We start from the raw sequence: 20,351 nt of genomic DNA on the forward strand, positions 1-20,351 counted from the left end.
CCCATTTGGTTTGCCTTTAATCCAAACCACAGTTTCGACCATTACCTGGAGTAAATAAAGTGGTAGGCGACTTTCTTATATTCGCAGTTATTATCGTATTTGTATCCCTTTTAGTATTTTTTGTTGAATTCCGCGGATCCGATAAACCTGTGGAGTGGCCACAGGCGAATATTGGTGTTGGACAGATCGAATCCTTCAGCGTCACCGGCAAGCCCGATAAGAAGGGTTACTACACGGTCATCATGCAGATGGCAGTCGAGGCACAAGATGGGAGCCACTTTAAGTCGGTTTTGACCCGTCAACTACCGGAACATAAGCACTCCCTCCTGCAGCAAGGCATACTCGTCCCTGTGATGTACCGCCCAGACCGACCGGAGAAGGTCAAGATTGCCCGCGGCAGGCATGAGAAACGGGCTCAAGATTTCCTGAACCAAGTCAAGATTCGCGATGGAATTCTTGATCGCGAAATGTTAGAGGCTGATCTACGAGGACGTCCGACTTACTCACAGGTGAAATACATCAAAGACACCGGACGAAAAGTTCGTGGCCTCAATGAATATGAACTTGGACTGTCTGTCTTCCCGGCGCATGGTGAGCCCTACTCTGTCACTAAGACAATGGTGTTAATGAATTACGAGGCGGCAGCGGTAACCCCGGGGACCATCCTGCCGACACGATACCTTCCAAATCAACCAAACGCACTGGTAGTTAGCCTGCGTCCTAAGAATGAAAAGGCCGATGCAAAATGACGAACTATGAGTCGTGGGAAAACGAAGAACTAAATGAGCTGGAAAAATATCGGCGAACTGCAGACGTTGGCGGCCATAACCGTACCGGTACAGGTGCGAGCACCGGTGGCGACGGCAGCATTCCGGACTATTTCGACCAGTCGGACTTTGACTGTCCATTCTCTGAAACAGGAAGTTTTACCAACGGTTGGTGCGACGCTCTAAATTTCGGTGACGGCAGCGACAGCGGAGACGGCGGGGACTCGAACAACAACAATAACAATAACAATAACAACAACAATAATAATGGCTAAGACAATACTTCCGTTACCGACGATTCCTACCGTCGGCGTGCCAGCACTTGATGAGACCGCTGCTGCGGACAACGCCACTTTTCAAGCAGCTGTAACCACTAAAGCTGGATTCAGACTTCACCACAAAGCAATTAAGCTGACCTTTGTTCCTAACCAGTATTGCAATCTTGGGTGCAGTTACTGCTACCTGGGCGATCTCACCGAGAACAAAGACAATCCTTCGGATGTAGTGTCACAATTCAATCGCATTGCGAACCATCTGGATCACCAGGGAATCCTCATCAGCTCGTTACTTTTGCACGGTGCGGAAATTTCGACTTTGCCAGCATCTGTATTGCGCGACCTGTTCAACGCATATACGGAGTATCGCTCTAAGTATCGCTTGCAGCTCAAAGCTTTAGGCAGCAACGGCGCAGCGATCCACATTAAAACCAATCTGTACAACTTCGATAAATTAAGGCCCCTCTACGAGGAGTTCGAAGTTTCCATTTCAGGCAGCTTTGATTTGCCATTTAGCCTGCATGAGAAACTGCGTACAACCAAGGCGGGGAAATCGACCCTCAAGCGAACAATTAACAATGTTTTGCTCCTTGGTGAATATCCATTCCGCAAGCAGATAAGCTGCGTAGTTGGGAAAGAACACCTCGAACGCATCGACGAGTTTATTCATGATATTGAATGGCTCGATGAACATGGTTTTGACATGGTTACCGACTTCTACATCATGTTTGCCTACGATAGCGTGAAGTCGGACTACACTTCCCAGCTCAACCAGCAGGAAATGGTTGAATTCTTCGAAGCTTTGCGGCTCCATTTCGAAGGCACAAAGTTCGAACAAGCCATTTATTATGAGTGGTTCAAGGAATTTACCCACGGTTACTGCACTAATCAGATCAATTGCGGCACCAATAACTTTCTAGTGCAGAAGGACGGGGACGTTTACCCGTGCCACAGAGGTCAGGCAGAACCTGACTTGAAGTTTGGCAATATTCTCCAACTGGGAATGCCTGAGTTGATTACGCGCGGCGGCGATGCCATTCGCGCTTATGAGCGGGCCAATCCTGCTCTATCCAGTGACTGCATTAGCTGTGAGTATTTCTATCTCTGCCATGCCGGGTGTCCAATTCAACGCAACAACACCCAGCAGGACAAGGCCTATACCTGCGGTATCCAGAAGGCGCTTTATCGCGCCCAACCACATCGCTTTCCGCCCAAGCCGGAAGTTTCGCGCCGCCTTGTTGACTCATTCATTCGACAAAACCAGCCGCGTATTTACGATGACCTGTCAGTTCCTCGAGTAATTGAGTTTAATCCCGAGCTCTTCGAAGAGAAGAACTCGATTACATCGATTATCAACCGCGATTCTAATTTGGCAACGTTGTTCCGAAAAGGTGCGATACGTCTCCATGTCAACGAGGCGTCCTGTGACTTGTTCTCCAGCCGACTCTATGGTCGCATCACCCAGGCCAATATTTCGCCTAGCGATAGCATCAAGGTGTTTGTCGCAGACGACCTTTGGGCACTGAATGCAGGCGACGGCGCAATTAACGCGGTCCGGGTACAACTCTTGCGTGACAATCTCGTTGTCTATGGAGACGAGGCCCGAACAAAGATGGAGCACGTCGCCACGACCGATTTTTATGCCGCAGAACTGACTCGCGCGGAAGGTGGTTGGATTTTGGATTTAACCGGGTTTTTCAAGCAGTACGCACACACGTTCCTTCCCGATTATGGCAATCTCTTATCGATCACAACGATCAAAGCTCGTGAATACCACTACGCAAAGCACGCCAAAAACGCGTTCTACCACCTGGAAACGGTGAATCTTCCCTTCCACGAATTTCGGTTTGATTGGAAGCCAGATCCGTCAATTGATATTCAGGCTACATAGAAACGACCGCCCCAGGAACTTCCCTGGAGCGGTCTTCTCTTTTCGAACTCACAAATCGAGTTTGACGTTAAGCTGCGTCGCGAGCGCCAAGCTCCCGGTCGATACGCAGCAGGCCAGCACCGTTGTCGCCAACAATCTCCAGGCGACCGATGATGCCACGCACGGTGTCCTCTTCCTCAATCTGCTCAACCACGAAGCTGTCCAGCAGCGGGCGGGAGTCGAGATCACCCTCGCTATCAGCAAGCTTGCGGAGGTTACGGATAGATGCCGAAACCTTCTCTTCATGCTCGAGAGCAATGCGGAATGCATCGATTGCGGAAGTGACCTTCACCTCCGGTGCGTCGACAGCACCAATCTGCGGGTGGTTGTCGCGAGCATCGAGGTGTGCGATGAACTGGTTCGCGTGATCAACTTCCTCATCCGCCTGTGCACGCATCCACTCTGCCATGCCGGAGAAATCCAGCAGGTCCAGTTCGATTGCCAGCTGGCGGTAGACGTGGGAAGCGGTGAGCTCCATAGTGATCTGGTCGTTGAATGCCTTCTCAAGAGTATCTGTTAGTCGCATGCCCCTACTATAAGTCCAATCCTTATAAATGACAACGATTATAATACTTCCCTTATAAGCCAGGCCTTGCCTATTCTGCAATCGTCGGCTTAACCTCGGCGGTATGGCTACACTCACCTCCGTAAGCCCATCGACCGACGAAATTCTGCAGTTTCTTTCTCGACCTGCGCAAACGACACATGATACAGCGGCGGTGTCTCACAACACCTCCACCGTCACGGCCATCGCCGTCACCAGCTTGGACGGACGCGGCGCCGTCGAAGGCACCTCTGGCCAGCTTGGCAACGACACCGATGCCACGGTTTTCAACACGCTTCGCGCGCTTGCCGACGTCGTTTTCGTTGGTACAGGCACCATTGCGTCCGAGGGGTACGGGCCAGTTGAGATACCGGAGTACCTAGAGGCCGTTCGACAGAAGCTAGGTCGCTCCGAGCACGTGGCGATGTCCACACTTTCGCGCTCGTTGGATTTAGATATAAAATCTGACTTTTTCGCGAATGCAGAAGTCAATCCTCCGATAATCTTCACCCCGACTAAAGATGCTTTTAATGATGAAGAGGCAAGAGCCGCTCACAAGAACAAAGCTAAAAAGATGGAGTCGGCCGGGGCTCGCGTCGTTAAGTTCCCTAACCCCTCGGTAAAAGCGGCGTTAACGTGGCTGGCTGAACATGGGTATCGGGACATTGTCGTAGAGGGTGGATCGACGATGTATCGAGAAGCATTCAAAAAGGGGTGCGTCGACGAACTGTTCCTGACATTGTCGCCGATGTGGGTGGGTAACGGCCCCCTGACTTTCGGCGAGAACGACCCTGATGAGGACTCGAACTCGACGAACCCGCAGGCTTTTGAAGTGCGGGATATCCTACGTTCCGACTCACACATCTTCCTACGCTATTCCCGCAGCTTCACCCAGTAGGGTGGAGTATTGTGAGTAAACCAAAAATCGACGTGAGCGCAAGCGCAACGGCATTAACGCAAACGTCCAAGGACACGCCAGAGACAAATTCGGTGGCTCCACGCCCTCTGTCTCGGCACGTGTCGCGAGGACTCAGCGCTTTCTTGTGGCCTATCGCAGCTGTGGTGATTTTTCACCGCACCTGGGTTTTGCCGAAAGACGTTTCTGGCACAGATGACTTTACGACCGTCTGGTCGGCAATTAATCGATTCGTATCGCAGGTACCCGTTTATTCGGAAGACTACGTAACAGCCGATCCGCACTATCTGTATTCCCCAGGCGCTACCCTACTTTTAGCCCCGATTGATTTGTTCGGCTCGCTTGAATCGGGCCGAATCTGGTTTGCGGTGTTTCAGTCAGCTGCAATCATTGCGGCAATTGTATTGCTGCTGAGGTGGCTTGGTATTGCGCGCTCTGGCCCCATCATTCCAGCGTCGATAGCACTGCTCTACCTCACGGAACCCGTTACCAACACCCTTGATTTTACGAACGTCAACGGTTCACTCTTCCTTGCATTAGTGCTGTTTTTTATTGCTCTGACCGAGCGGCGCAATATCCTGGCCGGCCTGATCATCGGTATCGCAATCACCATTAAACCTGTTTTCTTGCCAATGCTGTTCCTACCGTTCATGCGCAGGCAGTTCTCTACGGTACTGACCAGTATCGGAGTGGTAATTGCAGCCAATGTCATTGCGTGGCCGCTCATGGTCCAACCACGTGACTACCTAGATATCACCGTCCCCTACCTGGGAGTTGTCCGTGACTTTGCAAATGCTTCACTGACTGGACAGCTTGTTTGGCTAGGTGCCCATCCGACCCTGATTTTGCTGTGGCAGATCTTTTTCGGCATTTTCGTCTTGGTATCCGTCGTGCTCCTTCTTCGCTGGCTCGAAAGGGATGAGATATTCTGGATTGCTACGACTTCCGGAGTTCTCTTCACCGGCGCGTTCTTCCTTTCCAGCCTGGGCCAGCAGTACTACTCGATGACGCTCTTGCCAATGGTTCTCACCGTGCTTCGCCCATTGGTTTTGGCTCGCGACAATGAAGGAAATATTGGTTCGACAGTCATGTTGAATTGGGGCGCAGGACTCGGAGTCGTACTCTGTTTCTTCTACGCCAATTGGTGGATTGATGAAGATGACCTCTTTTTCCCGTGGTTCACGGTTGCAATCGGCGGTATTGGATGGGCCGTTCTTATTCTCTCCATCACGGCAGCACTCATTCGAATGACGATTGTGGATGCCGTCAATGGGCGTAGCTTTGCATCCGGCTTCAGCTGGCTGAGCGACTGGAAGATAGCAGGCAGGAAGTCTAATCAGGAATCTGATCTCAAGTCTGAGGAGGCTATTCAGAATGGTTGATTCGCATAGCGAAGACTGGAATCTGAGCGAAGAAGAATGGCGCGAACGCCTCAGTGCCGCGGAGTACCAGGTTTTGCGTCAGGCAGGTACTGAACGCGCCTTCACCGGTGAGTACACCGATACCAAGACTCAAGGTGTCTACCGCTGCCGGGCCTGTGGTTACGAGCTGTTTCGGTCGAACGAGAAGTTCGACTCTCACTGCGGTTGGCCATCCTTCTTCTCTCCACTAGCTGGAGACCGGATTATTGAGCGCCGAGACACCAGCCTCGGTATGGTCCGTACCGAAGTGCTGTGCAGTCGTTGCAAGTCTCACCTCGGCCACGTCTTTGAGGGTGAGGGATACAATACTCCGACCGACCTGCGTTATTGCATCAATTCAATTTCACTCACGCTCGAACCGGACAAGACGGCTGAATAACTAGATAGAGAAGCAGCGCCGCTGGTCAAAATCCCGTCAGTTAACGGGGCTTGACCAGCGGCGCTGCTGATTCTCTCGTTGATTGCGTGAGCTACGGCAGAACGTTGATGATCTCTGCGATGTCATCGACGCGACGTCCCGTGTGGAACGGAATCTCTTCGCGGACGTGCAGACGAGCCTCGGTGTAACGCATCTTCCACATCAAGTCCACAATGCGGTCGAGCTCCGGCCCCTCGAATGCAAGGATCCACTCGTAGTCACCGAGTGCGAACGCCGGGACAGTATTGGCGCGCACATCCGGGTAGTCACGACCGGCCATACCGTGTTCAGCAAGGATGCGGCGTCGCTCGGTCGGCTCCAGCAGGTACCAGTCGTAGGAACGAACGAAGGGGTAAACCGCAATCCATCGTCCCGGCTCTTCACCCATGATGAACGACGGCAGGTGCGACTTGTTGAACTCAGCTGGACGGTGCAGCGCAGCGTTCGACCAGTGCGGAGTGGATGCCTTGCCCAGCGGAGTCTCGCGCAGGAAGGCGTTGTAGAACGCCTGCAGGTCTTCCAGCTTCTCTGCGTGGATCCAGAACATGAAGTCGGCTTCAGCACGCATGGCCGAAACATCGTAGAAACCACGGATGATCAGATCAGTGTCTTCGTAACGAGCCAGGAATTCCTTGGTCTTAGCCACTGCCTCTTCGCGGTTATCACCGAGTGCACCTGGGGTCACCTTGAAGGCAGACCACATGGTGTAGCGGATGGTGTCGTTGAGCTTCTTGAAATCGAGCTTGGTCATTAGTTGTCTCCTAGTTCGGTTGAAAGGTTTGTTTAAAAACGATGGGTCAGCGCCAGTTTCGTACTCAGCACCAATCTCGCAGCTTTATGCCAGCTCCGCAGCAATCTTGCTGGCCGCAGCCTTGGCGTTGGAGATACATTCCGGAATGCCCGGGCCACTGAGCCACGCCCCTGTTGCTGCAAGCTTAGGCACCTCGGCCAAATCCTGGCGAGCAAAATCCATCAGGCCTCCATGCCCCATATCGAAGCGTGGAATCCCCGCCCACCAACGCTGGACGAAAACCGCTGTCGGTTCGGCATCAAAGCCAGTCGCCTTAGCCAAATCTGCTTTTGCCCTGGCGATGAGGTCCTCGTCGCTACGATGCACGTGCGAGTCATCATCAAAACGGCCGAAGCTTGCCCTCACAACGGCACCGTAGCGCTCACCAATATGTGGCCACTTCCGGGACGACACTGTAAAAGCTTTCGCGGACAGGTCAGCACCAATCTCGCACAACACGCCGTTGATCTCCGGCAGTCCTTCCGACGAGTCGAAACACATACCGACCACCGCCGAGTTCGACGTGTCTACCCCACCAATGAGCTCGGCCGCCTCTGGCGCAAGATTGCTCAACAGCTCCGATGTGGTTGCAGAAGGTGCCGCCACGACAACACCGTCGACGTCGATAGTGCTAATGCTCGTGCCGCTTTCCGACGGCAGTTCCACTGTCACCTCAAAGCCGTTGTCATGCTGCCGCAGACCAGTAGCCTTCGTCGACAAGAGGAGTTCGGCTGCCGATTCGTCGACAAGCGTGTTGTAGAGAACCTCGAAGCCATCGCGGAACGTTTGGAAGACCACCGGCCGCTTCGTCTTCGTCGAGTCTGTCGCAGCCTCACTGCTCAGACGCGCCTGCTGCGCCTGCTTACGTGCTTCCAGAACGCGCTGGACAGCGCCGGTGAGGCTGACATGATCACCGGCACTGGCCATTTCATCAAGCGCTGCCGCCAGCTGTGGGATGGTCGCACGCAGGCCCAGGTCGTATGCGGTGGTTGAGTAGACGCCTCCGAGCAGCGGGGAGACGATGCGGTCAACGACTTCCTCACCGAGCCGCGCCGCGACCAGCTGGCCGACATTCATGTCGTCTCCCAGTACCCAGTGCAAGGCTGGAGTGAGCTCGGGGTTCGACTCGGCATCAATCTTGGCGAGGCTGGCCTCGCTGAGGAGGTAGCCCAACCCTTCTGAGCTTCCTGGAATACCGGTGACCGTGTTACGCGGAAGGTCCTTGAGTTCACCGCCAATGTAGAGCTTGGAAGGCAGCCCCGAAGGGGCGACTAGCTGATCTGCCAAACCGAGTTCCTTGAAAAACTCGGTGGCATCGTGACGGAACGCAAGGTACGCCTCAGCGCCCGCTTCAAGAGGGCCGTTAGCTCCTGGTCGAGTCTTCAGCTTGCCGCCAACCTGTGAACTGGACTCGATGACAATTATTCTTGCGGCGGGTCCGAGCTTTTTACGCAACTCATACGCTGCGGTCAGGCCGGAGATACCGCCACCTATGACGGCAATGGTAGAAGGTTGTGCAACCACGGTATTTCGTACGCTTTCTCTATGCCCGCGCCTCGAGCGGGCACGGTCGATAAGACTTGTAGGAAATTAGCTAGTGCGTGTTTTACACGCCTGTTGCGTCGGCTTTTACGTTGCGTGAATGATCTCAACGGCGCGCGTAATCGCGTCGGCATCGGTATTCGGTAGCACCCCGTGACCCAAGTTGAAGATATGTCCACGGGCGTCACCACGCTTAATTGCACGGTCCGCCTCAGAGCAGATGCGCTGAATCTCTTGGGTCATTGCATCTTCACCGGCAAAGAGAATCGCCGGGTCAAGGTTGCCCTGCAATGCAAGGCTGTTTTCCGCCGGGTCTGCGCCTCGGTGAACGTCGGAAAGCGTGGCACGAATGCGGTTGGCAGCAACGTCCAGTGGCACGCGCCAGTCGACGCCCATGACTTCTGGGCCGGCTTCAGCCATCGCACCGAGAAGCTCGCCGGTGCCCACACCGAAGTGGATGCGCGGAATGCCAGCGTCGGCGACAGCCTGGAAGATTTCCTTCGAGTACGGCAACACAAAGCGGCGGTAATCACGCTCGGTGAGATAGCCAGCCCAGGAGTCGAAGAGCTGAATAGCGTCCACACCAGCGCCAATCTGCGCGCGCAGGAAAGCAATCACCATCGGAGTGATTTTCTGCATCAGGTGATCCCACAATTCAGGGTCCGAGTGCATCAGCGCCTTAGTGCGCTCGTGATTGCGGGATGGACCGCCTTCAATCAGGTACGACGCCAAGGTGAACGGTGCACCGGCGAAACCAATGAGTGCCTGGGTATCAGTCAGCTCTTGCAGAATGAGGCCGATACCCTCGGCCACCGGAGCGAGTTGCTCTTCCGTGACTTCCGGTAGAGCCTTGATGTCTGCTTCCGAGCGCACCGGAGTATCCATTACTGGACCGCGGCCAGGAACAATATCCAGGTTGACACCCGCAGCCTTCAGCGGCACGACGATATCGGAAAAAAGAATCGCAGCATCAACGTCGTGCCTACGTACCGGCTGCATAGTAATCTCAGCGAGCAGTTCCGGACGGAAACAGGAGTCCAACATACCGATGTCCTTGCGCACCTCACGGTATTCGGGCAGTGAACGACCGGCTTGCCGCATAAACCACACCGGGCGGCGCGAAGGAGTTCGACCGTAAGCTGCATCAAGAATCGGGGCATCAGTCAAAGTGCGACGATTGTTCATACTGACAATCATGCCCCACTTACCTTAAAAATTGATGTGTGGGGTACTAAGAGCAGGGAAATCACTCGCCCTGCTGTGCGTTTTCAACAAACCGCTTGGTCGCTTCCCACTCTTTTCGGCGCGCCTCCCACTAACGCAAGCGTCATATGGCTAAGTTCAGGCGCGTGAATGGAACCGATTCAATGCCACAGAACTTCCGCGCCGCGGTCCAGTCAATGCACTCTGCTGAACTGCGACCTGAGATTGCTCTGGGCACCGTTCGGCCACCGCAGAAGCTGGCACCGTTTAGCCACGCTGTCTCGCTTGAGGTCACGCAGCCCGAAGCTGATATCGTCCCCGAGTCCTCGGACGACGATGCCTTTGGTCGTTTAATTTTGCTCCATGACCCCCGCAGTGAGGAAACCTGGGACGGTGACATGCGCTTGGTTGCATACATCCAGGCGGATATGGATGCCTCCCTCGCGGAAGATCCGTTGCTTCCCCAGGTTGCCTGGCAATGGCTCACCGAGGCTCTGGCTGAGAACAACGCCGAACTGTCGAACTTGGGTGGCACGGTGACTACTACGAACTCTGTCCGCTATGGCGAGATCGGCGGCAAGCCACAGGCCTTTCAATTAGAAATGCGCGCATCGTGGACTGCTCGTGGCACCGACCTGCGCACCCACGTTGAATCCTTCGCTCAGGTACTAGCGAACGTCGCTGGTCTGCCACCCGTCGGCGTTTCCCTGCTGGGCTGATACCGGCGACTGCTGATACCGACGACCGAAGAGGCGTGCGATGAGCTCCGACGTGGAAACTAGTCCCGACGTAGAAGTAAGACTTGCCCCAGCCGAGGGAACTCCACGCGTGCTTTCTGCCATCGACGACATTATTGACGCCGGTGAGCAGCTGGCCAAAGGACACGGTTGGCTCGCAGTCGATACTGAACGAGCTTCGGCATATCGCTACGACGACCGCGCCTTCTTGCTTCAATTTCGCCGCCGTGGAGCGGGCACCTTTCTCATCGATCCCGAAGATGGTCGCAAGGCGATGGCCGTTTTCGGTTCCTCAGTCAACGACCTGACCTGGATTATTCACGCCGCTCATTCTGACCTTCCCTGCCTCGCAGCTCTGGGTCTCTACCCCACCAAAGTCATTGACACTGAGCTGGCCGGCCGCCTTCTCGGCCTGGAGCGAGTCAACTTAGCAGCTCTGACAGAGCGACTCCTCGGAGTTGGACTTGCCAAGGGGCACGGTCGAGAGGATTGGTCTACTCGTCCACTGCCAGCAGATTGGCTGGACTACGCAGCCTTGGATGTCGAGCTGCTCATCGAACTCGCCGAGGTTCTTTGTCAGGCGCTGACTGAGCTCGACCGTTTGGAATGGCTGGAACAGGAATGCGAACGCGAACTCGCTCTAAACCGTAAATACCTCGATGGTCTGCACGTCGTACACTCGTGGCAGGGGCTCAAAGGGATTGGGAAGCTGCGCACTCCCGAACAACTTAACGTCGCCCGTGCACTGTGGACTGAGCGTGACGAAATCGCGCAGCGCCGTGATGTCTCCCCAACACACGTCATGGGTCACAGCGTTCTACGTACAATCGCAGAACAACTCCCCGGTACGCAGCGTGAACTAACTGCAATCCGTGGATTTCCACGTCGCCGTCGCGGTGCCGCGGACGCTTGGTTGAAGGTCGTTAATGAAGCCCGTCAGGAACCCAGGTCGTCATGGCCGAAGCCCCAGAAGCAGGCTCCCAACCAGATGCCCCACTTTCGACGTTGGGCTGAGCATGCCCCACAAGCCGCCGAAATTTTCGAAACCACGCGAGACTGCATCGACAACGTCTGTGCCCAAATCCACCTGCGCAAAGACACACTCATTACCTCCGCGCAGACACGTGAACTGGTGTGGTGGATTCACAGCCGCGCAGTCGGCTCATTCGTTTTCCGCCACCACGACAACTACGCTGGCGGCCTGCCAGCCGTTACCGAAATCTCCGCTCACCTCAGCGAACAGGGTTTCCGCCCATGGCAGGCACATTTGCTTGCCGACGTGATCGGCGCCAACGTTCTTGCGCCCATGCGGCAGCCACTCTAGCTACAGCTGCTCCAGCACTGCGATGGTTTCAAAGTGATGCGTTAGACCAAATGCGTCCACGACCTCGAGGTGTTTGAACGCGTAGCCGTAGTCAGCCCAGTACCGGGCATCGCGGGCAAAAGTCGCCGGATCGCAACCGAAATGTACAACCACGCGTGGCTTTGCCTCAGCAATAGCGGCAATGGCATCCTTACTAGCACCGGAGCGCGGAGGGTCGAGAACAACGATATCCGGGTTTGGAGTTTCCTCATTAGCAACTTCGCGGCGCACTACTTCGGCGACATCCCCAGTAACGAACCGGACTGGTGCCGCAGGCGACGCATTCGCACTGTGGTCAGCTGCAGTGAAGGCCTTGCGCCCCGCCGTCGCTGCCGCTGCAAAACCCTCGACAGAGAGAATTGAGCCCTCTGCGTCAACAAGCTTGCGAAGTGCCGCCGACAGAACGCCTGCGCCACCGTAAAGATCCCAACCACAGGAGAAAGACTGACCGGCCAACAGGTCAATGATGCGCGATCCATAGAACTCAGGGGCATGGCAATGGGCTTGCCAAAAACCGGTAGTCGGCACATCGAAAGTGATTCCGTGAACAGTGTGCTGTGTGGTTGGCTCGCCTTCAATCACCGTTTGCTTGCGGTTCCTGCCGCTGCCGGAAACGTACACAGCACTTCGGTTACCCTCCGTGTCCATGGCCACATGGAGTTCTCCTGGCTTCGGCTTCTTGCTCCCGCGACCGCGAGCAGGCTTAGCGGCGGGGATGGTTCCGGCCGTCGAAAAGCCAGCGATGAGATTGGGAACTGTTTGGACGCACTCGGAGCCGATGACGAGCTCGTGGGAACGGGAACGCCGTAATCCCGCTCGTCCCTGGGAATCCACACCCAGCCGCACGCGCGTGCGCCAACGGGAGGTCGGAGCCAGTGGAAGAACATCGATAGCTGGCAGCTCGTCGGCGGTGAAACGTCCAAGACGGCGCAGGCAATCGGTCAAGACATCAGCCTTGAGACGCGCCGCGTGCTCAGGATCAATAAAACCCCAGTCGCAACAGCCCGCGCCCTGCTGAGCTGCTTCGCAACGCTGCGAAATTCGATGCTCTGAGGCATCCAGAACCTCAACGACATTGCCGCGCCACAGCTTGGCATCAGGTTTGGCAATTTCGACAACAACGCGTTCGCCGGGGATACCGCCGGTGACGAAACCGATTCGTCCGTCGTAGCTGGCAATGAATTCTCCGCCGGCAGCGGGACGGTCAATAGTCACTTCGATGTTCACGCAGTGTGATACTACCCGCTGACAAGAGAAAAGCCGCTGTCGGGTGACGGCGGCGGGCAGTGCACAGTCGCGCCTGCAGATCCTTTTCTAACTGGTCAAGCAGCTAGCTTCTCTCTGCTGGCGGGTTGACCAAACTAATTGGTGGAGCCATCTGGGTTGATACCAGTAGCGCCTGGCACCTGCCCGGGTTCACCTTCAGCTTGGGCAGCCTGGGTCTGCTGCTGGTATGCCTGACGAATCTGCTCGGCCATCTGGGACGGCAGCGTAACCGGAAGCGGCTGACCTGCTGGCATCGGGTTCTCACCGCGAGAGACGAAGCTACGGGCAAGGAGACCGCGGGCGAGGTCCGCGAGTTCCTCCGCCCGATTAGCTGGACCGGAGGCCGTCATGCGAAGCATCCAACGCGGGCCGTCGGCGCCGATGATTCGCATTTCCATGTCGGAGGTGCGACCTACGACCTCAGAACCCCACGGCCCCTGCTCGACATGGACATCGAGGCCATCGGACTCAAGACCGTCCTTGATTTCCTGAGCGGACTCCTCCCAGAGACCGCCCGACGTCGGAGCAGCGAATGCTACAGGAGTTACGCGGCCATTCTCAGTGGCGACGTGCAGCATGGTTGGACCTGTCGGCCCCATCTCCACCTGAATATCACCAACGTGAGGAATAGGCAGCAGCATCGAACCGAGGTTCAGGCTGGCCTTCGCGAAGTCCGAAAAATCAAACTGCGTCGGGCTAGCGCTGTTGATATCGAAGGGGCCGTTTGCTGGTGCGTTCTCCGCGGCGGTTTCCGACGCGTCGTCATGCACGGTTGCGGTAGCCTCCTCAGAAGCTGGCGCCGCAGAGTCGGTGGTAACGGCCTCTGCCTCAGCAGCTGGTTCTTCTGGCTGGTTCTTCTTTCCAAATGGCCACATGGTGGTTTATTGACACCTCGCTAAAAAGAAATCTTTGTATACGCCTTTGTAAACACTTTATTGAGCTCTTCACGCATTGAACCACACTTAGTAGGATCCCCGCGCTATCAGAGGTGTTTTAAAGCGTCGTGGACACTCCGGTTGACCCGTGACCGCCCGCACCGCGTTCAGTTTCATCGAGTTCATCGACTTCCACCATCGGGCTGAGCTCGACCTTCTGCACAACCAATTGGGCAATTCGATCGCCCTTGGCGATCTCCACCGCATTGGTCGGGTCCAAGTTGATCAGGCAGACTTTAAGCTCACCACGGTAACCGGCATCGATAGTGCCGGGTGCGTTGACGATGGACAGCCCCTTTTTGAAAGCCAATCCGGAGCGAGGATGAACCAATCCCACTGTGCCCGCCGGCAAAGCAATGGCAATACCGGTTCCCACGAGCGCCCGCTGCCCTGGTGCTAGGATGACATCCTCCACTGAGCTCAAATCCACACCGGCATCATCGGCATGCGCACGCTGGGGAATCACAGCGTCTTTAGCGAGCTTTTTCACTTGCACCGGGGCATAAGTCATCTCTTTGTATATCCTTCGCTGTCGCGTCTTTTAAGAACCGCACTTCGGCCTTGTCAGTACCGAGCATAGCCGTGCCCTAGAATGGATAACCGTGAGTGGAAAAGATAACCTGCAGCCTCGTCGCGACGACAGCTCAGCATCCGTCTCTGAAGGTGCGGCAATAGCAATGAGCTCGAGCGGAGATTCATCGATTGTCTATTCCGAAAAGCTCTGGGTTCCCTGGTGGTTCTGGGTACTCGGCGCTGCTGCCGTTTTTGTATGCACGGCCCAGATTGGCTTTAACCGTTCACCGATTTGGCTTGTCATCGGCGGCATTATTTGTCTGGCCGTGGGCGTGTGGGTGCTGTTGACTATGTCGAAGACCACGGTGTCCGTGGAAGTGGACAGCACTGGTGAACGCTGGCTTCACGCTGGCACGGCAGTTTTGCCAGCATCGGTTGTTGCCAAATCCCTGGTGGTCCCGAAGTCCGCGCAGCGCAATGCGTTGGGCCGTCAGCTCGATCCAGCAGCGTTCCTGGTTACACACACGTGGATTCCCACGATGGTGCTGCTAGTCCTCGACGATCCGGACGACCCCACCCCCTATTGGCTGGTCTCCACCCGCCACCCCGAGGCACTGCTTGACAGTCTCTTCGACCGCTAGGTCAAATCTCTCACCGCCGCTACACGCTTGCCGACAGCCCCAGCGCCGCCAGAACCGTGGTAGTGGCGGTTTTCCTTTTTCCTAGGAAGCTATCCCGGCTGTGCGGGGATTAGGCACAGTCCTGACAGATGGGGAATCCATCGCCGTTATCGATTGCGATCATTGAGCGGTGCATCACCATGAAGCAGGAGCCACAGGTGAATTCATCCTCCCCCTTCGGGGCAACATCCATATCGAATTCTTCACCCGCGATGTCGGCAACCGGCAACTCGAACGGCTCAACAATTTCGCCGTCGTCAGTGTCGTCGATTTCCTTCTCAGCAGATGCAGCCTGAAGGCCCTCGAGGGAATCGGTCTCCAGCTCTTCGGTTTCACGAGTACGCGGGGCATCGTAGTTTACAGCCATGTCCCAAACCTTCTTTCTGGACCTTTGCTAGACATTGTGAACTGACTTTTTCTCGGAGAATACAACGCGTTGAGACGATTGACACCCTGTACTCTCCAGTGCCTTTCTCAGCGGATATTAAGGCAATTCACGCAATCTGTCATCTCTGCAGGTCAAAATAGGTTTCTATGCCTATTAGACGAGGAGACGATAACATGATGGCTATGAGTTCAGGCCCCGCGAGCATTACGAGCGCATCACATCGACGAAAAATTGTTCCCTACGTGGTTGTTTCCGTCGTTGCTGTAGTGATTGCCGCTACGTTGTGGGTATTGGCATTCCGGAGCCAACCGGCAAGTTATCCGGTGTCCTGTTCCCTCCCCGCGGCTGGCACCCCTGTTTCCTCCACCACGCTAATCGGAGAGCACGTCGTTCCACCGTCGGATGTTCATGTGCGCGTTTATAATGCCAACGGCAAAGTCGGCCAGGCTACAACCGTCGCCGAGCAATTGCGGCAGCTCGATTTTGTCCTCGATGAGCAGGTTCCCTACGGCAACGACCCTATTGTGGAAAACCAAGACCTCGGTTGCTTCGGCCAGCTGCGTTATGGCGAGGACTTCAATGGCCACGCCGCAGCGCTTCACGCTCTTTTCCCCTGCTTTGAGCTCATCCACGATGGTCGGCCGGATGCAACCGTCGATGTGTCCTTGGGTAAGGGGTTTAAGGATCTCGAAGTAGCCAGCCAGGTTGAGGAAACGATGTCCGCATTGAACCGTGGCGAACAAGCCGACCTAGAGGGGTTGAGCTCGTTAGGCTCGAGCACCTGCTCCTAGACCGACGCACTAATTCCTAGCCTGCGCGACAGCACCATCCAATGCCTCGAAGAACGCATCGGCAACTTCAGAGTTCGCCGCACCGACACCAAAGTCGAGCGGGTCTCCCTCCGGCCGGCCAGTAACGTTGGCACACTGAGTGAATTCCGGGACCCTAATCCTTGCGCCTGCTTCAGCCGCAATCAGAGCACCAGCTGCATAATCCCAAATCTTGATGTCGTGTTCGTAATACGCATCAACACGGCCGTGCGCCACCATGCACAAATCCAGCGCCGCCGATCCCATGCGCCGAATATCTCGACACTCCCCCAGCAACTGCGACGCTATCCGGCCCTGCACCTGCCGGAGACTAGCGGAATAGCTGAATCCCGTTGCCACAAGTGTCTTTTCCAGCTCGGCCGTTGGGGAACAACTAAGCGTCTGCACAGTGCCGTCCCGTCGAGAAACCTGAGCGCCCTCTCCCTTAGCTGCACTGTAAATCTCTCCCGAGGACGCATTTGCCACTGCACCCGCCACTACCTCATCGCCTACGGCGCAAGCGATACTCACGGCACAATTGGGCAGGCCGTAAAGGAAATTCACCGTGCCATCAATGGGGTCTACAATCCAGGTCACCGCTTCGCCCTCGTTGGCAGCCTGCGCTGGGGAACTCGCGCCGTCGTCAAGCCCGCCTTCTTCGCCCAAAATGCGGTCAGAGCTGCTAAACGTCTTGATAAGCGAACGAATGAGCTCCTCAGATTCACGGTCGACGACGGTGACGGGGTCAACAGCTGAGGACTTCGTTTCGGAACTTGCTAAAACGCCATCGGAGCCGAGTTCGACCCGACGACTGGCGATGTGCGCCGCGGCTGCGCGGGCGATAAGTACCGCGCGGTCACGCAATTCCCCGACGCTGGGCCGCACGGACCCGGGGCTATTCGGTGCAGCAGACCCCCTATTATCCGCGCTGTTAGCGAGTTGTTCGGTGCCATGCGAGTTATTGCTCATGCCCCCATTGTGTCTGTTTCGTACAATTTGAGCTATGGGACAACGAATTGGATTTGGCATCGACGTGGGAGGCTCTGGAATCAAGGGTGGCCGCGTAGACCTTGAAACTGGGCAGCTTATTGGCGACCGCATTAAAATTTTCACGCCACAGCCGGCAACTCCGGAAGCGGTTGCGGAGACCATTGCAGAAATTGTGGACATTGCGAAGTGGGATTCCGATGTCGGCATCACGATTCCGTCCGTCGTACAGAATCAGATTGCCTTGCTGGCCGCCAATATTGACGGTTCTTGGGTTAATACGAACTGCCAAGAGCTCTTCGCTAAATACCTGCCCAACAACAAGGCGCACGTGCTTAACGACGCTGACGCTGCCGGCCTCGCTGAAGTCCAGTTTGGCGATCCGGGCAATAAGACAGGCGCCGTGTTGTTGCTAACTTTTGGTACAGGCATCGGCTCCGCGCTTATTCATGACGGACTGCTCTACCCCAATTCGGAGTTAGGCCACCTCATCATTGATGGCATGGAGGCCGAACACTTTGCATCCGCGAGAGTTAAGGATGTGGAGGGGCTCGGCTTCGAAGAGTGGGCTGAGCGCGTGAGCAAGGTGCTTAAGACCTACGAGGCACTGTTTTGGCCGTCACGGATCATCGTCGGCGGCGGAATCAGTCGCGAACACGAAAAGTGGATTCCGCTGTTGACATGTAAGACTCCAGTTGTCCCCGCAAGTTTGGATAATAATGCGGGTATTGCTGGCGCCGCCTTTGCAGCTGACCAGGGACTTTACCCTTAACCACTTTCATTTCTTATATGGGGATTGGTAGCTACGTGTCGGGCGTGACACGTGCTTGAAGCCATGCCCCGTGGCGGCGATTTTAAGAATTGGTTTACAATAAGAAGTTGACTCACGGCAAGGTTGAATAATCAACAGGCTCGAGGAGGATTGGGAAAATCGAATTCCAGCGCACTGCTTCGATGAGGATTTTCACCGATTACTTCTTCGCTAGGAGCCAGAAAGCAACACTGATGACCGTGGCACGAAAAGGTCAGCTCTGAATGTTTTCCATTCGGCTAGTTGGCTATAGACGAAGTAAAGGCGCACCACTGGCGCGTTGAGCTTCTCTTCGACCGAGAGAAGCTGGCGGCGGCTTTGGCGGCGCACACAACGTACATCGTGAAAGGGCGTTCGTGGCAGGCAACGAACTGGGGCAAGCTCAGGACCAATCCACCGGGAGTGGCACCGGTTCAGCTACTCCTGCAAAGAAGGCTGTAAAGAAGGCCATCAAGAAGGCAGTGAAGAAGACCGTGGCAAAGAAGACTGCCGCGAAGAAAACTGCTGCCAAAAAGACGGCTGCTACCAAAACTGCGGCGAAGAAGACGACCGCTAAGAAGGCAGCGGCCAAGAAGACCGTGAAGAAGGCGGCCAAGAAGTCCGTCGCTAAGAAGACCACGCGTAAGGCCGCCGCCAAGAAGGCAACTAAGCGGACAACGGCTGCGAAGGCCACCGCGGCCAAGGCTGCTGCAGCGAAGGCGAAGGACGCGCAGGCTCTCGACGCAACTGAGAACGAAGAGCTCGAGGACGAGGAACTCGACCACGACTTGGAGCAGGAGCAGGACTACGACCCGGATCTGGATGATGATCTCGAAGACGATGATCTTCACGACGATCTGGATGATGACGACCTCGAAGACGACGACCTCGACGATGATGAAGAAGAGGACGACGAGGACGAAGACGAAGACGAGGATGAAGAGGACGAGGGCGACGAGGTCTGGAACGAGGACGAGTCCGCTCGTCTGCGTCAGGCCCGCAAAGATGCTGCCCTCACCGCCTCCGCCGACTCTGTCCGCGCCTACCTCAAGCAGATTGGTAAGGTCGCGCTGCTGACTGCCGAGGAAGAAGTCAGTCTGGCAAAGCGCATCGAGGCCGGTCTGTACGCGCAGTACAAGATTGACGAGGCCAAGGAAGCCGGCGAGCGCATCGCTTACGCTCAGAAGCGCGACTTGCGCGAGATTTCTCGTGACGGTCAGCGCGCCAAGAATCACCTGCTCGAAGCCAACCTCCGTCTTGTGGTGTCCCTGGCAAAGCGCTACACCGGCCGTGGCATGGCTTTCCTCGACTTGATTCAGGAGGGCAACCTCGGCCTGATTCGCGCCGTCGAGAAGTTCGACTACACCAAGGGCTACAAGTTCTCCACGTACGCAACCTGGTGGATTCGCCAGGCAATTACTCGTGCAATGGCCGACCAGGCACGAACCATTCGTATTCCGGTTCACATGGTCGAGGTCATTAATAAGCTCGGTCGTATCCAGCGTGAACTGCTTCAGGATCTGGGCCGCGAGCCCACCCCGGAAGAGCTCGCCAAGGAAATGGACATCACCGAGGAAAAGGTTCTCGAGATTCAGCAGTACGCTCGTGAACCGATTTCGCTGGACCAGACTATCGGTGACGAGGGTGACTCTCAGCTCGGTGACTTCATCGAGGACTCCGAGGCAGTCATCGCCGTTGACGCCGTCAGCTTCACGCTCCTCCAGGATCAGCTTGGCGACGTCCTGGAGACTCTCTCCGAACGTGAAGCCGGTGTCGTCCGCTTGCGCTTCGGCCTTACCGACGGCATGCCACGTACGCTTGACGAGATTGGCCAGGTCTACGGTGTGACACGCGAGCGCATCCGTCAGATTGAGTCCAAGACGATGTCCAAGCTGCGTCACCCATCGCGTTCACAGGTGCTGCGCGACTACTTGGAGTAAAGCTTTAACCTGAAGTTGTTCAGGGGCCAACTGTTTGACTAGAAAAATCGGGCTTGAATGAGGTTTCACACCTTATTCAAGCCCGATTCTTCTTTTGGTGTCAGCGCTAGTGAGTTACTGACTGCGTTTATGTCAAA

21 protein-coding genes are annotated in these 20,351 nt (G+C 55.8%); 12 read left to right on the top strand and 9 right to left on the bottom strand.

All coding sequences use genetic code 11. The features are described 5' to 3' along the window. Nucleotides 1-59: 59 nt before the first annotated feature. The 3 genes from CRD13_RS01120 to CRD13_RS01130 are packed head-to-tail and all read left to right on the top strand — an operon-like array spanning nt 60 to nt 2,933. Nucleotides 60-749, top strand: coding sequence for a hypothetical protein (locus CRD13_RS01120; RefSeq protein ID WP_040360643.1), 690 nt, complete (start codon nt 60-62; stop codon nt 747-749). Then, complete coding sequence (locus CRD13_RS01125; protein WP_070438326.1) at nt 746-1,042, top strand: hypothetical protein; 297 nt, start codon at nt 746-748, stop codon at nt 1,040-1,042. Before CRD13_RS01120 ends, CRD13_RS01125 begins: the two co-directional genes overlap by 4 nt. Continuing rightward, on the top strand, nt 1,035-2,933 hold the full coding sequence (locus tag CRD13_RS01130) for a radical SAM protein (protein ID WP_083325623.1): 1,899 nt from the start codon (nt 1,035-1,037) through the stop codon (nt 2,931-2,933). Before CRD13_RS01125 ends, CRD13_RS01130 begins: the two co-directional genes overlap by 8 nt. Nucleotides 2,934-3,000: 67 nt before the next feature. Here CRD13_RS01130 and CRD13_RS01135 read toward each other — a convergent pair whose 3' ends face one another. Beyond that, nucleotides 3,001-3,498 carry a ferritin gene (locus CRD13_RS01135; protein ID WP_070438323.1) on the bottom strand — a complete coding sequence of 166 codons (498 nt, stop codon included), beginning with the start codon at nt 3,496-3,498 and terminating at the stop codon, nt 3,001-3,003. Between the two features lie 103 nt (nt 3,499-3,601). Here CRD13_RS01135 and CRD13_RS01140 point away from each other — a divergent pair, with 103 nt between their 5' ends. The 3 genes from CRD13_RS01140 to msrB all read left to right on the top strand — a co-directional run bounded on the left by CRD13_RS01140 (nt 3,602) and on the right by msrB (nt 6,232). Next, on the top strand, nt 3,602-4,414 hold the full coding sequence (locus CRD13_RS01140) for a dihydrofolate reductase family protein (protein ID WP_049193029.1): 813 nt from the start codon (nt 3,602-3,604) through the stop codon (nt 4,412-4,414). Nucleotides 4,415-4,557: 143 nt separating this feature from the next. Next, nucleotides 4,558-5,814: a glycosyltransferase family 87 protein gene (locus CRD13_RS01145; protein ID WP_070827430.1), complete on the top strand. Its 1,257-nt coding sequence runs from the start codon at nt 4,558-4,560 to the stop codon at nt 5,812-5,814. Next, nucleotides 5,807-6,232, top strand: coding sequence for a peptide-methionine (R)-S-oxide reductase MsrB (gene msrB, locus CRD13_RS01150; RefSeq protein WP_048733231.1), 426 nt, complete (start codon nt 5,807-5,809; stop codon nt 6,230-6,232). Before CRD13_RS01145 ends, msrB begins: the two co-directional genes overlap by 8 nt. A gap of 91 nt (nt 6,233-6,323) precedes the next feature. Here the strand turns inward: msrB and hemQ are convergent, their stop codons facing one another. The 3 genes from hemQ to hemE form a co-directional block, all read right to left on the bottom strand. Then, nucleotides 6,324-7,022 (bottom strand): hydrogen peroxide-dependent heme synthase, encoded by a 699-nt coding sequence (gene hemQ, locus CRD13_RS01155; protein WP_049173031.1) that lies wholly within the window; start codon nt 7,020-7,022, stop codon nt 6,324-6,326. 84 nt (nt 7,023-7,106) lie between these two features. Further along, on the bottom strand, nt 7,107-8,585 hold the full coding sequence (hemG, locus tag CRD13_RS01160) for a protoporphyrinogen oxidase (RefSeq protein ID WP_101688167.1): 1,479 nt from the start codon (nt 8,583-8,585) through the stop codon (nt 7,107-7,109). A 105-nt stretch (nt 8,586-8,690) separates the two neighbouring features. Then, nucleotides 8,691-9,800 (bottom strand): uroporphyrinogen decarboxylase, encoded by a 1,110-nt coding sequence (gene hemE, locus CRD13_RS01165; protein ID WP_101688166.1) that lies wholly within the window; start codon nt 9,798-9,800, stop codon nt 8,691-8,693. A 170-nt stretch (nt 9,801-9,970) separates the two neighbouring features. Between hemE and CRD13_RS01170 the strand changes: the two genes are divergently transcribed. After that, complete coding sequence (locus tag CRD13_RS01170) at nt 9,971-10,525, top strand: DUF3000 domain-containing protein (protein ID WP_016422661.1); 555 nt, start codon at nt 9,971-9,973, stop codon at nt 10,523-10,525. Between the two features lie 40 nt (nt 10,526-10,565). Further along, nucleotides 10,566-11,867 carry an HRDC domain-containing protein gene (locus CRD13_RS01175; RefSeq protein WP_069358719.1) on the top strand — a complete coding sequence of 434 codons (1,302 nt, stop codon included), beginning with the start codon at nt 10,566-10,568 and terminating at the stop codon, nt 11,865-11,867. On the opposite strand, the gene CRD13_RS01180 is transcribed toward CRD13_RS01175, so the two are convergent. The 3 genes from CRD13_RS01180 to dut all read right to left on the bottom strand — a co-directional run bounded on the left by CRD13_RS01180 (nt 11,868) and on the right by dut (nt 14,618). Further along, complete coding sequence (locus CRD13_RS01180) at nt 11,868-13,133, bottom strand: class I SAM-dependent RNA methyltransferase (protein ID WP_187401176.1); 1,266 nt, start codon at nt 13,131-13,133, stop codon at nt 11,868-11,870. 134 nt (nt 13,134-13,267) lie between these two features. Next, nucleotides 13,268-14,047 (bottom strand): DUF3710 domain-containing protein, encoded by a 780-nt coding sequence (locus CRD13_RS01185; protein WP_069358721.1) that lies wholly within the window; start codon nt 14,045-14,047, stop codon nt 13,268-13,270. A gap of 118 nt (nt 14,048-14,165) precedes the next feature. Beyond that, nucleotides 14,166-14,618: a dUTP diphosphatase gene (gene dut / locus CRD13_RS01190; RefSeq protein ID WP_049173041.1), complete on the bottom strand. Its 453-nt coding sequence runs from the start codon at nt 14,616-14,618 to the stop codon at nt 14,166-14,168. 166 nt (nt 14,619-14,784) lie between these two features. On the opposite strand from dut, the gene CRD13_RS01195 reads away from it, so the two are divergent. After that, nucleotides 14,785-15,261, top strand: coding sequence for a DUF3093 domain-containing protein (locus tag CRD13_RS01195; protein WP_049173043.1), 477 nt, complete (start codon nt 14,785-14,787; stop codon nt 15,259-15,261). Nucleotides 15,262-15,370: 109 nt separating this feature from the next. On the opposite strand, the gene CRD13_RS01200 is transcribed toward CRD13_RS01195, so the two are convergent. Next, the gene (locus CRD13_RS01200) at nt 15,371-15,667 is read right to left on the bottom strand and encodes a DUF4193 family protein (protein ID WP_016422655.1); all 297 of its coding nucleotides are present in this window, start codon (nt 15,665-15,667) and stop codon (nt 15,371-15,373) included. Nucleotides 15,668-15,870: 203 nt separating this feature from the next. On the opposite strand from CRD13_RS01200, the gene CRD13_RS01205 reads away from it, so the two are divergent. Beyond that, nucleotides 15,871-16,479, top strand: a complete 609-nt coding sequence (locus CRD13_RS01205; RefSeq protein ID WP_168166690.1) for a LytR C-terminal domain-containing protein — start codon at nt 15,871-15,873, stop codon at nt 16,477-16,479. A 9-nt stretch (nt 16,480-16,488) separates the two neighbouring features. On the opposite strand, the gene CRD13_RS01210 is transcribed toward CRD13_RS01205, so the two are convergent. Beyond that, nucleotides 16,489-17,466 (bottom strand): inositol monophosphatase family protein, encoded by a 978-nt coding sequence (locus CRD13_RS01210; RefSeq protein ID WP_187401177.1) that lies wholly within the window; start codon nt 17,464-17,466, stop codon nt 16,489-16,491. A gap of 34 nt (nt 17,467-17,500) precedes the next feature. Here CRD13_RS01210 and ppgK point away from each other — a divergent pair, with 34 nt between their 5' ends. Both ppgK and CRD13_RS01220 read left to right on the top strand, forming a co-directional pair. Then, a complete protein-coding gene (ppgK, locus tag CRD13_RS01215; protein WP_042388657.1) occupies nt 17,501-18,256 on the top strand; it encodes a polyphosphate--glucose phosphotransferase in 756 nt (251 codons plus the stop codon). A 395-nt stretch (nt 18,257-18,651) separates the two neighbouring features. After that, nucleotides 18,652-20,214, top strand: a complete 1,563-nt coding sequence (locus CRD13_RS01220) for an RNA polymerase sigma factor (protein ID WP_016422651.1) — start codon at nt 18,652-18,654, stop codon at nt 20,212-20,214. Nucleotides 20,215-20,351 lie beyond the last annotated feature (137 nt).

The sequence above is a fragment of the Corynebacterium sp. LK26 genome (genome assembly GCF_014335085.1).
GTDB lineage: Bacteria > Actinomycetota > Actinomycetes > Mycobacteriales > Mycobacteriaceae > Corynebacterium > Corynebacterium jeikeium_D.

Excerpts from the sequence above, each read along its gene's own strand:
- CRD13_RS01175 (WP_069358719.1), top strand. The coding sequence starts at position 10,566 with ATGAGCTCCGACGTGGAAACTAGTCCCGACGTAGAAGTAAGACTTGCC.
- dut (WP_049173041.1), bottom strand. The coding sequence starts at position 14,618 with ATGACTTATGCCCCGGTGCAAGTGAAAAAGCTCGCTAAAGACGCTGTG.
- CRD13_RS01125 (WP_070438326.1), top strand. The coding sequence starts at position 746 with ATGACGAACTATGAGTCGTGGGAAAACGAAGAACTAAATGAGCTGGAA.
- CRD13_RS01200 (WP_016422655.1), bottom strand. The coding sequence starts at position 15,667 with ATGGCTGTAAACTACGATGCCCCGCGTACTCGTGAAACCGAAGAGCTG.
- CRD13_RS01210 (WP_187401177.1), bottom strand. The coding sequence starts at position 17,466 with ATGAGCAATAACTCGCATGGCACCGAACAACTCGCTAACAGCGCGGAT.
- CRD13_RS01195 (WP_049173043.1), top strand. The coding sequence starts at position 14,785 with ATGAGCTCGAGCGGAGATTCATCGATTGTCTATTCCGAAAAGCTCTGG.
- msrB (WP_048733231.1), top strand. The coding sequence starts at position 5,807 with ATGGTTGATTCGCATAGCGAAGACTGGAATCTGAGCGAAGAAGAATGG.
- ppgK (WP_042388657.1), top strand. The coding sequence starts at position 17,501 with ATGGGACAACGAATTGGATTTGGCATCGACGTGGGAGGCTCTGGAATC.
- CRD13_RS01170 (WP_016422661.1), top strand. The coding sequence starts at position 9,971 with ATGCCACAGAACTTCCGCGCCGCGGTCCAGTCAATGCACTCTGCTGAA.
- CRD13_RS01185 (WP_069358721.1), bottom strand. The coding sequence starts at position 14,047 with ATGTGGCCATTTGGAAAGAAGAACCAGCCAGAAGAACCAGCTGCTGAG.
- CRD13_RS01130 (WP_083325623.1), top strand. The coding sequence starts at position 1,035 with ATGGCTAAGACAATACTTCCGTTACCGACGATTCCTACCGTCGGCGTG.
- hemE (WP_101688166.1), bottom strand. The coding sequence starts at position 9,800 with ATGATTGTCAGTATGAACAATCGTCGCACTTTGACTGATGCCCCGATT.
- hemQ (WP_049173031.1), bottom strand. The coding sequence starts at position 7,022 with ATGACCAAGCTCGATTTCAAGAAGCTCAACGACACCATCCGCTACACC.
- CRD13_RS01135 (WP_070438323.1), bottom strand. The coding sequence starts at position 3,498 with ATGCGACTAACAGATACTCTTGAGAAGGCATTCAACGACCAGATCACT.
- CRD13_RS01205 (WP_168166690.1), top strand. The coding sequence starts at position 15,871 with ATGAGTTCAGGCCCCGCGAGCATTACGAGCGCATCACATCGACGAAAA.
- CRD13_RS01140 (WP_049193029.1), top strand. The coding sequence starts at position 3,602 with ATGGCTACACTCACCTCCGTAAGCCCATCGACCGACGAAATTCTGCAG.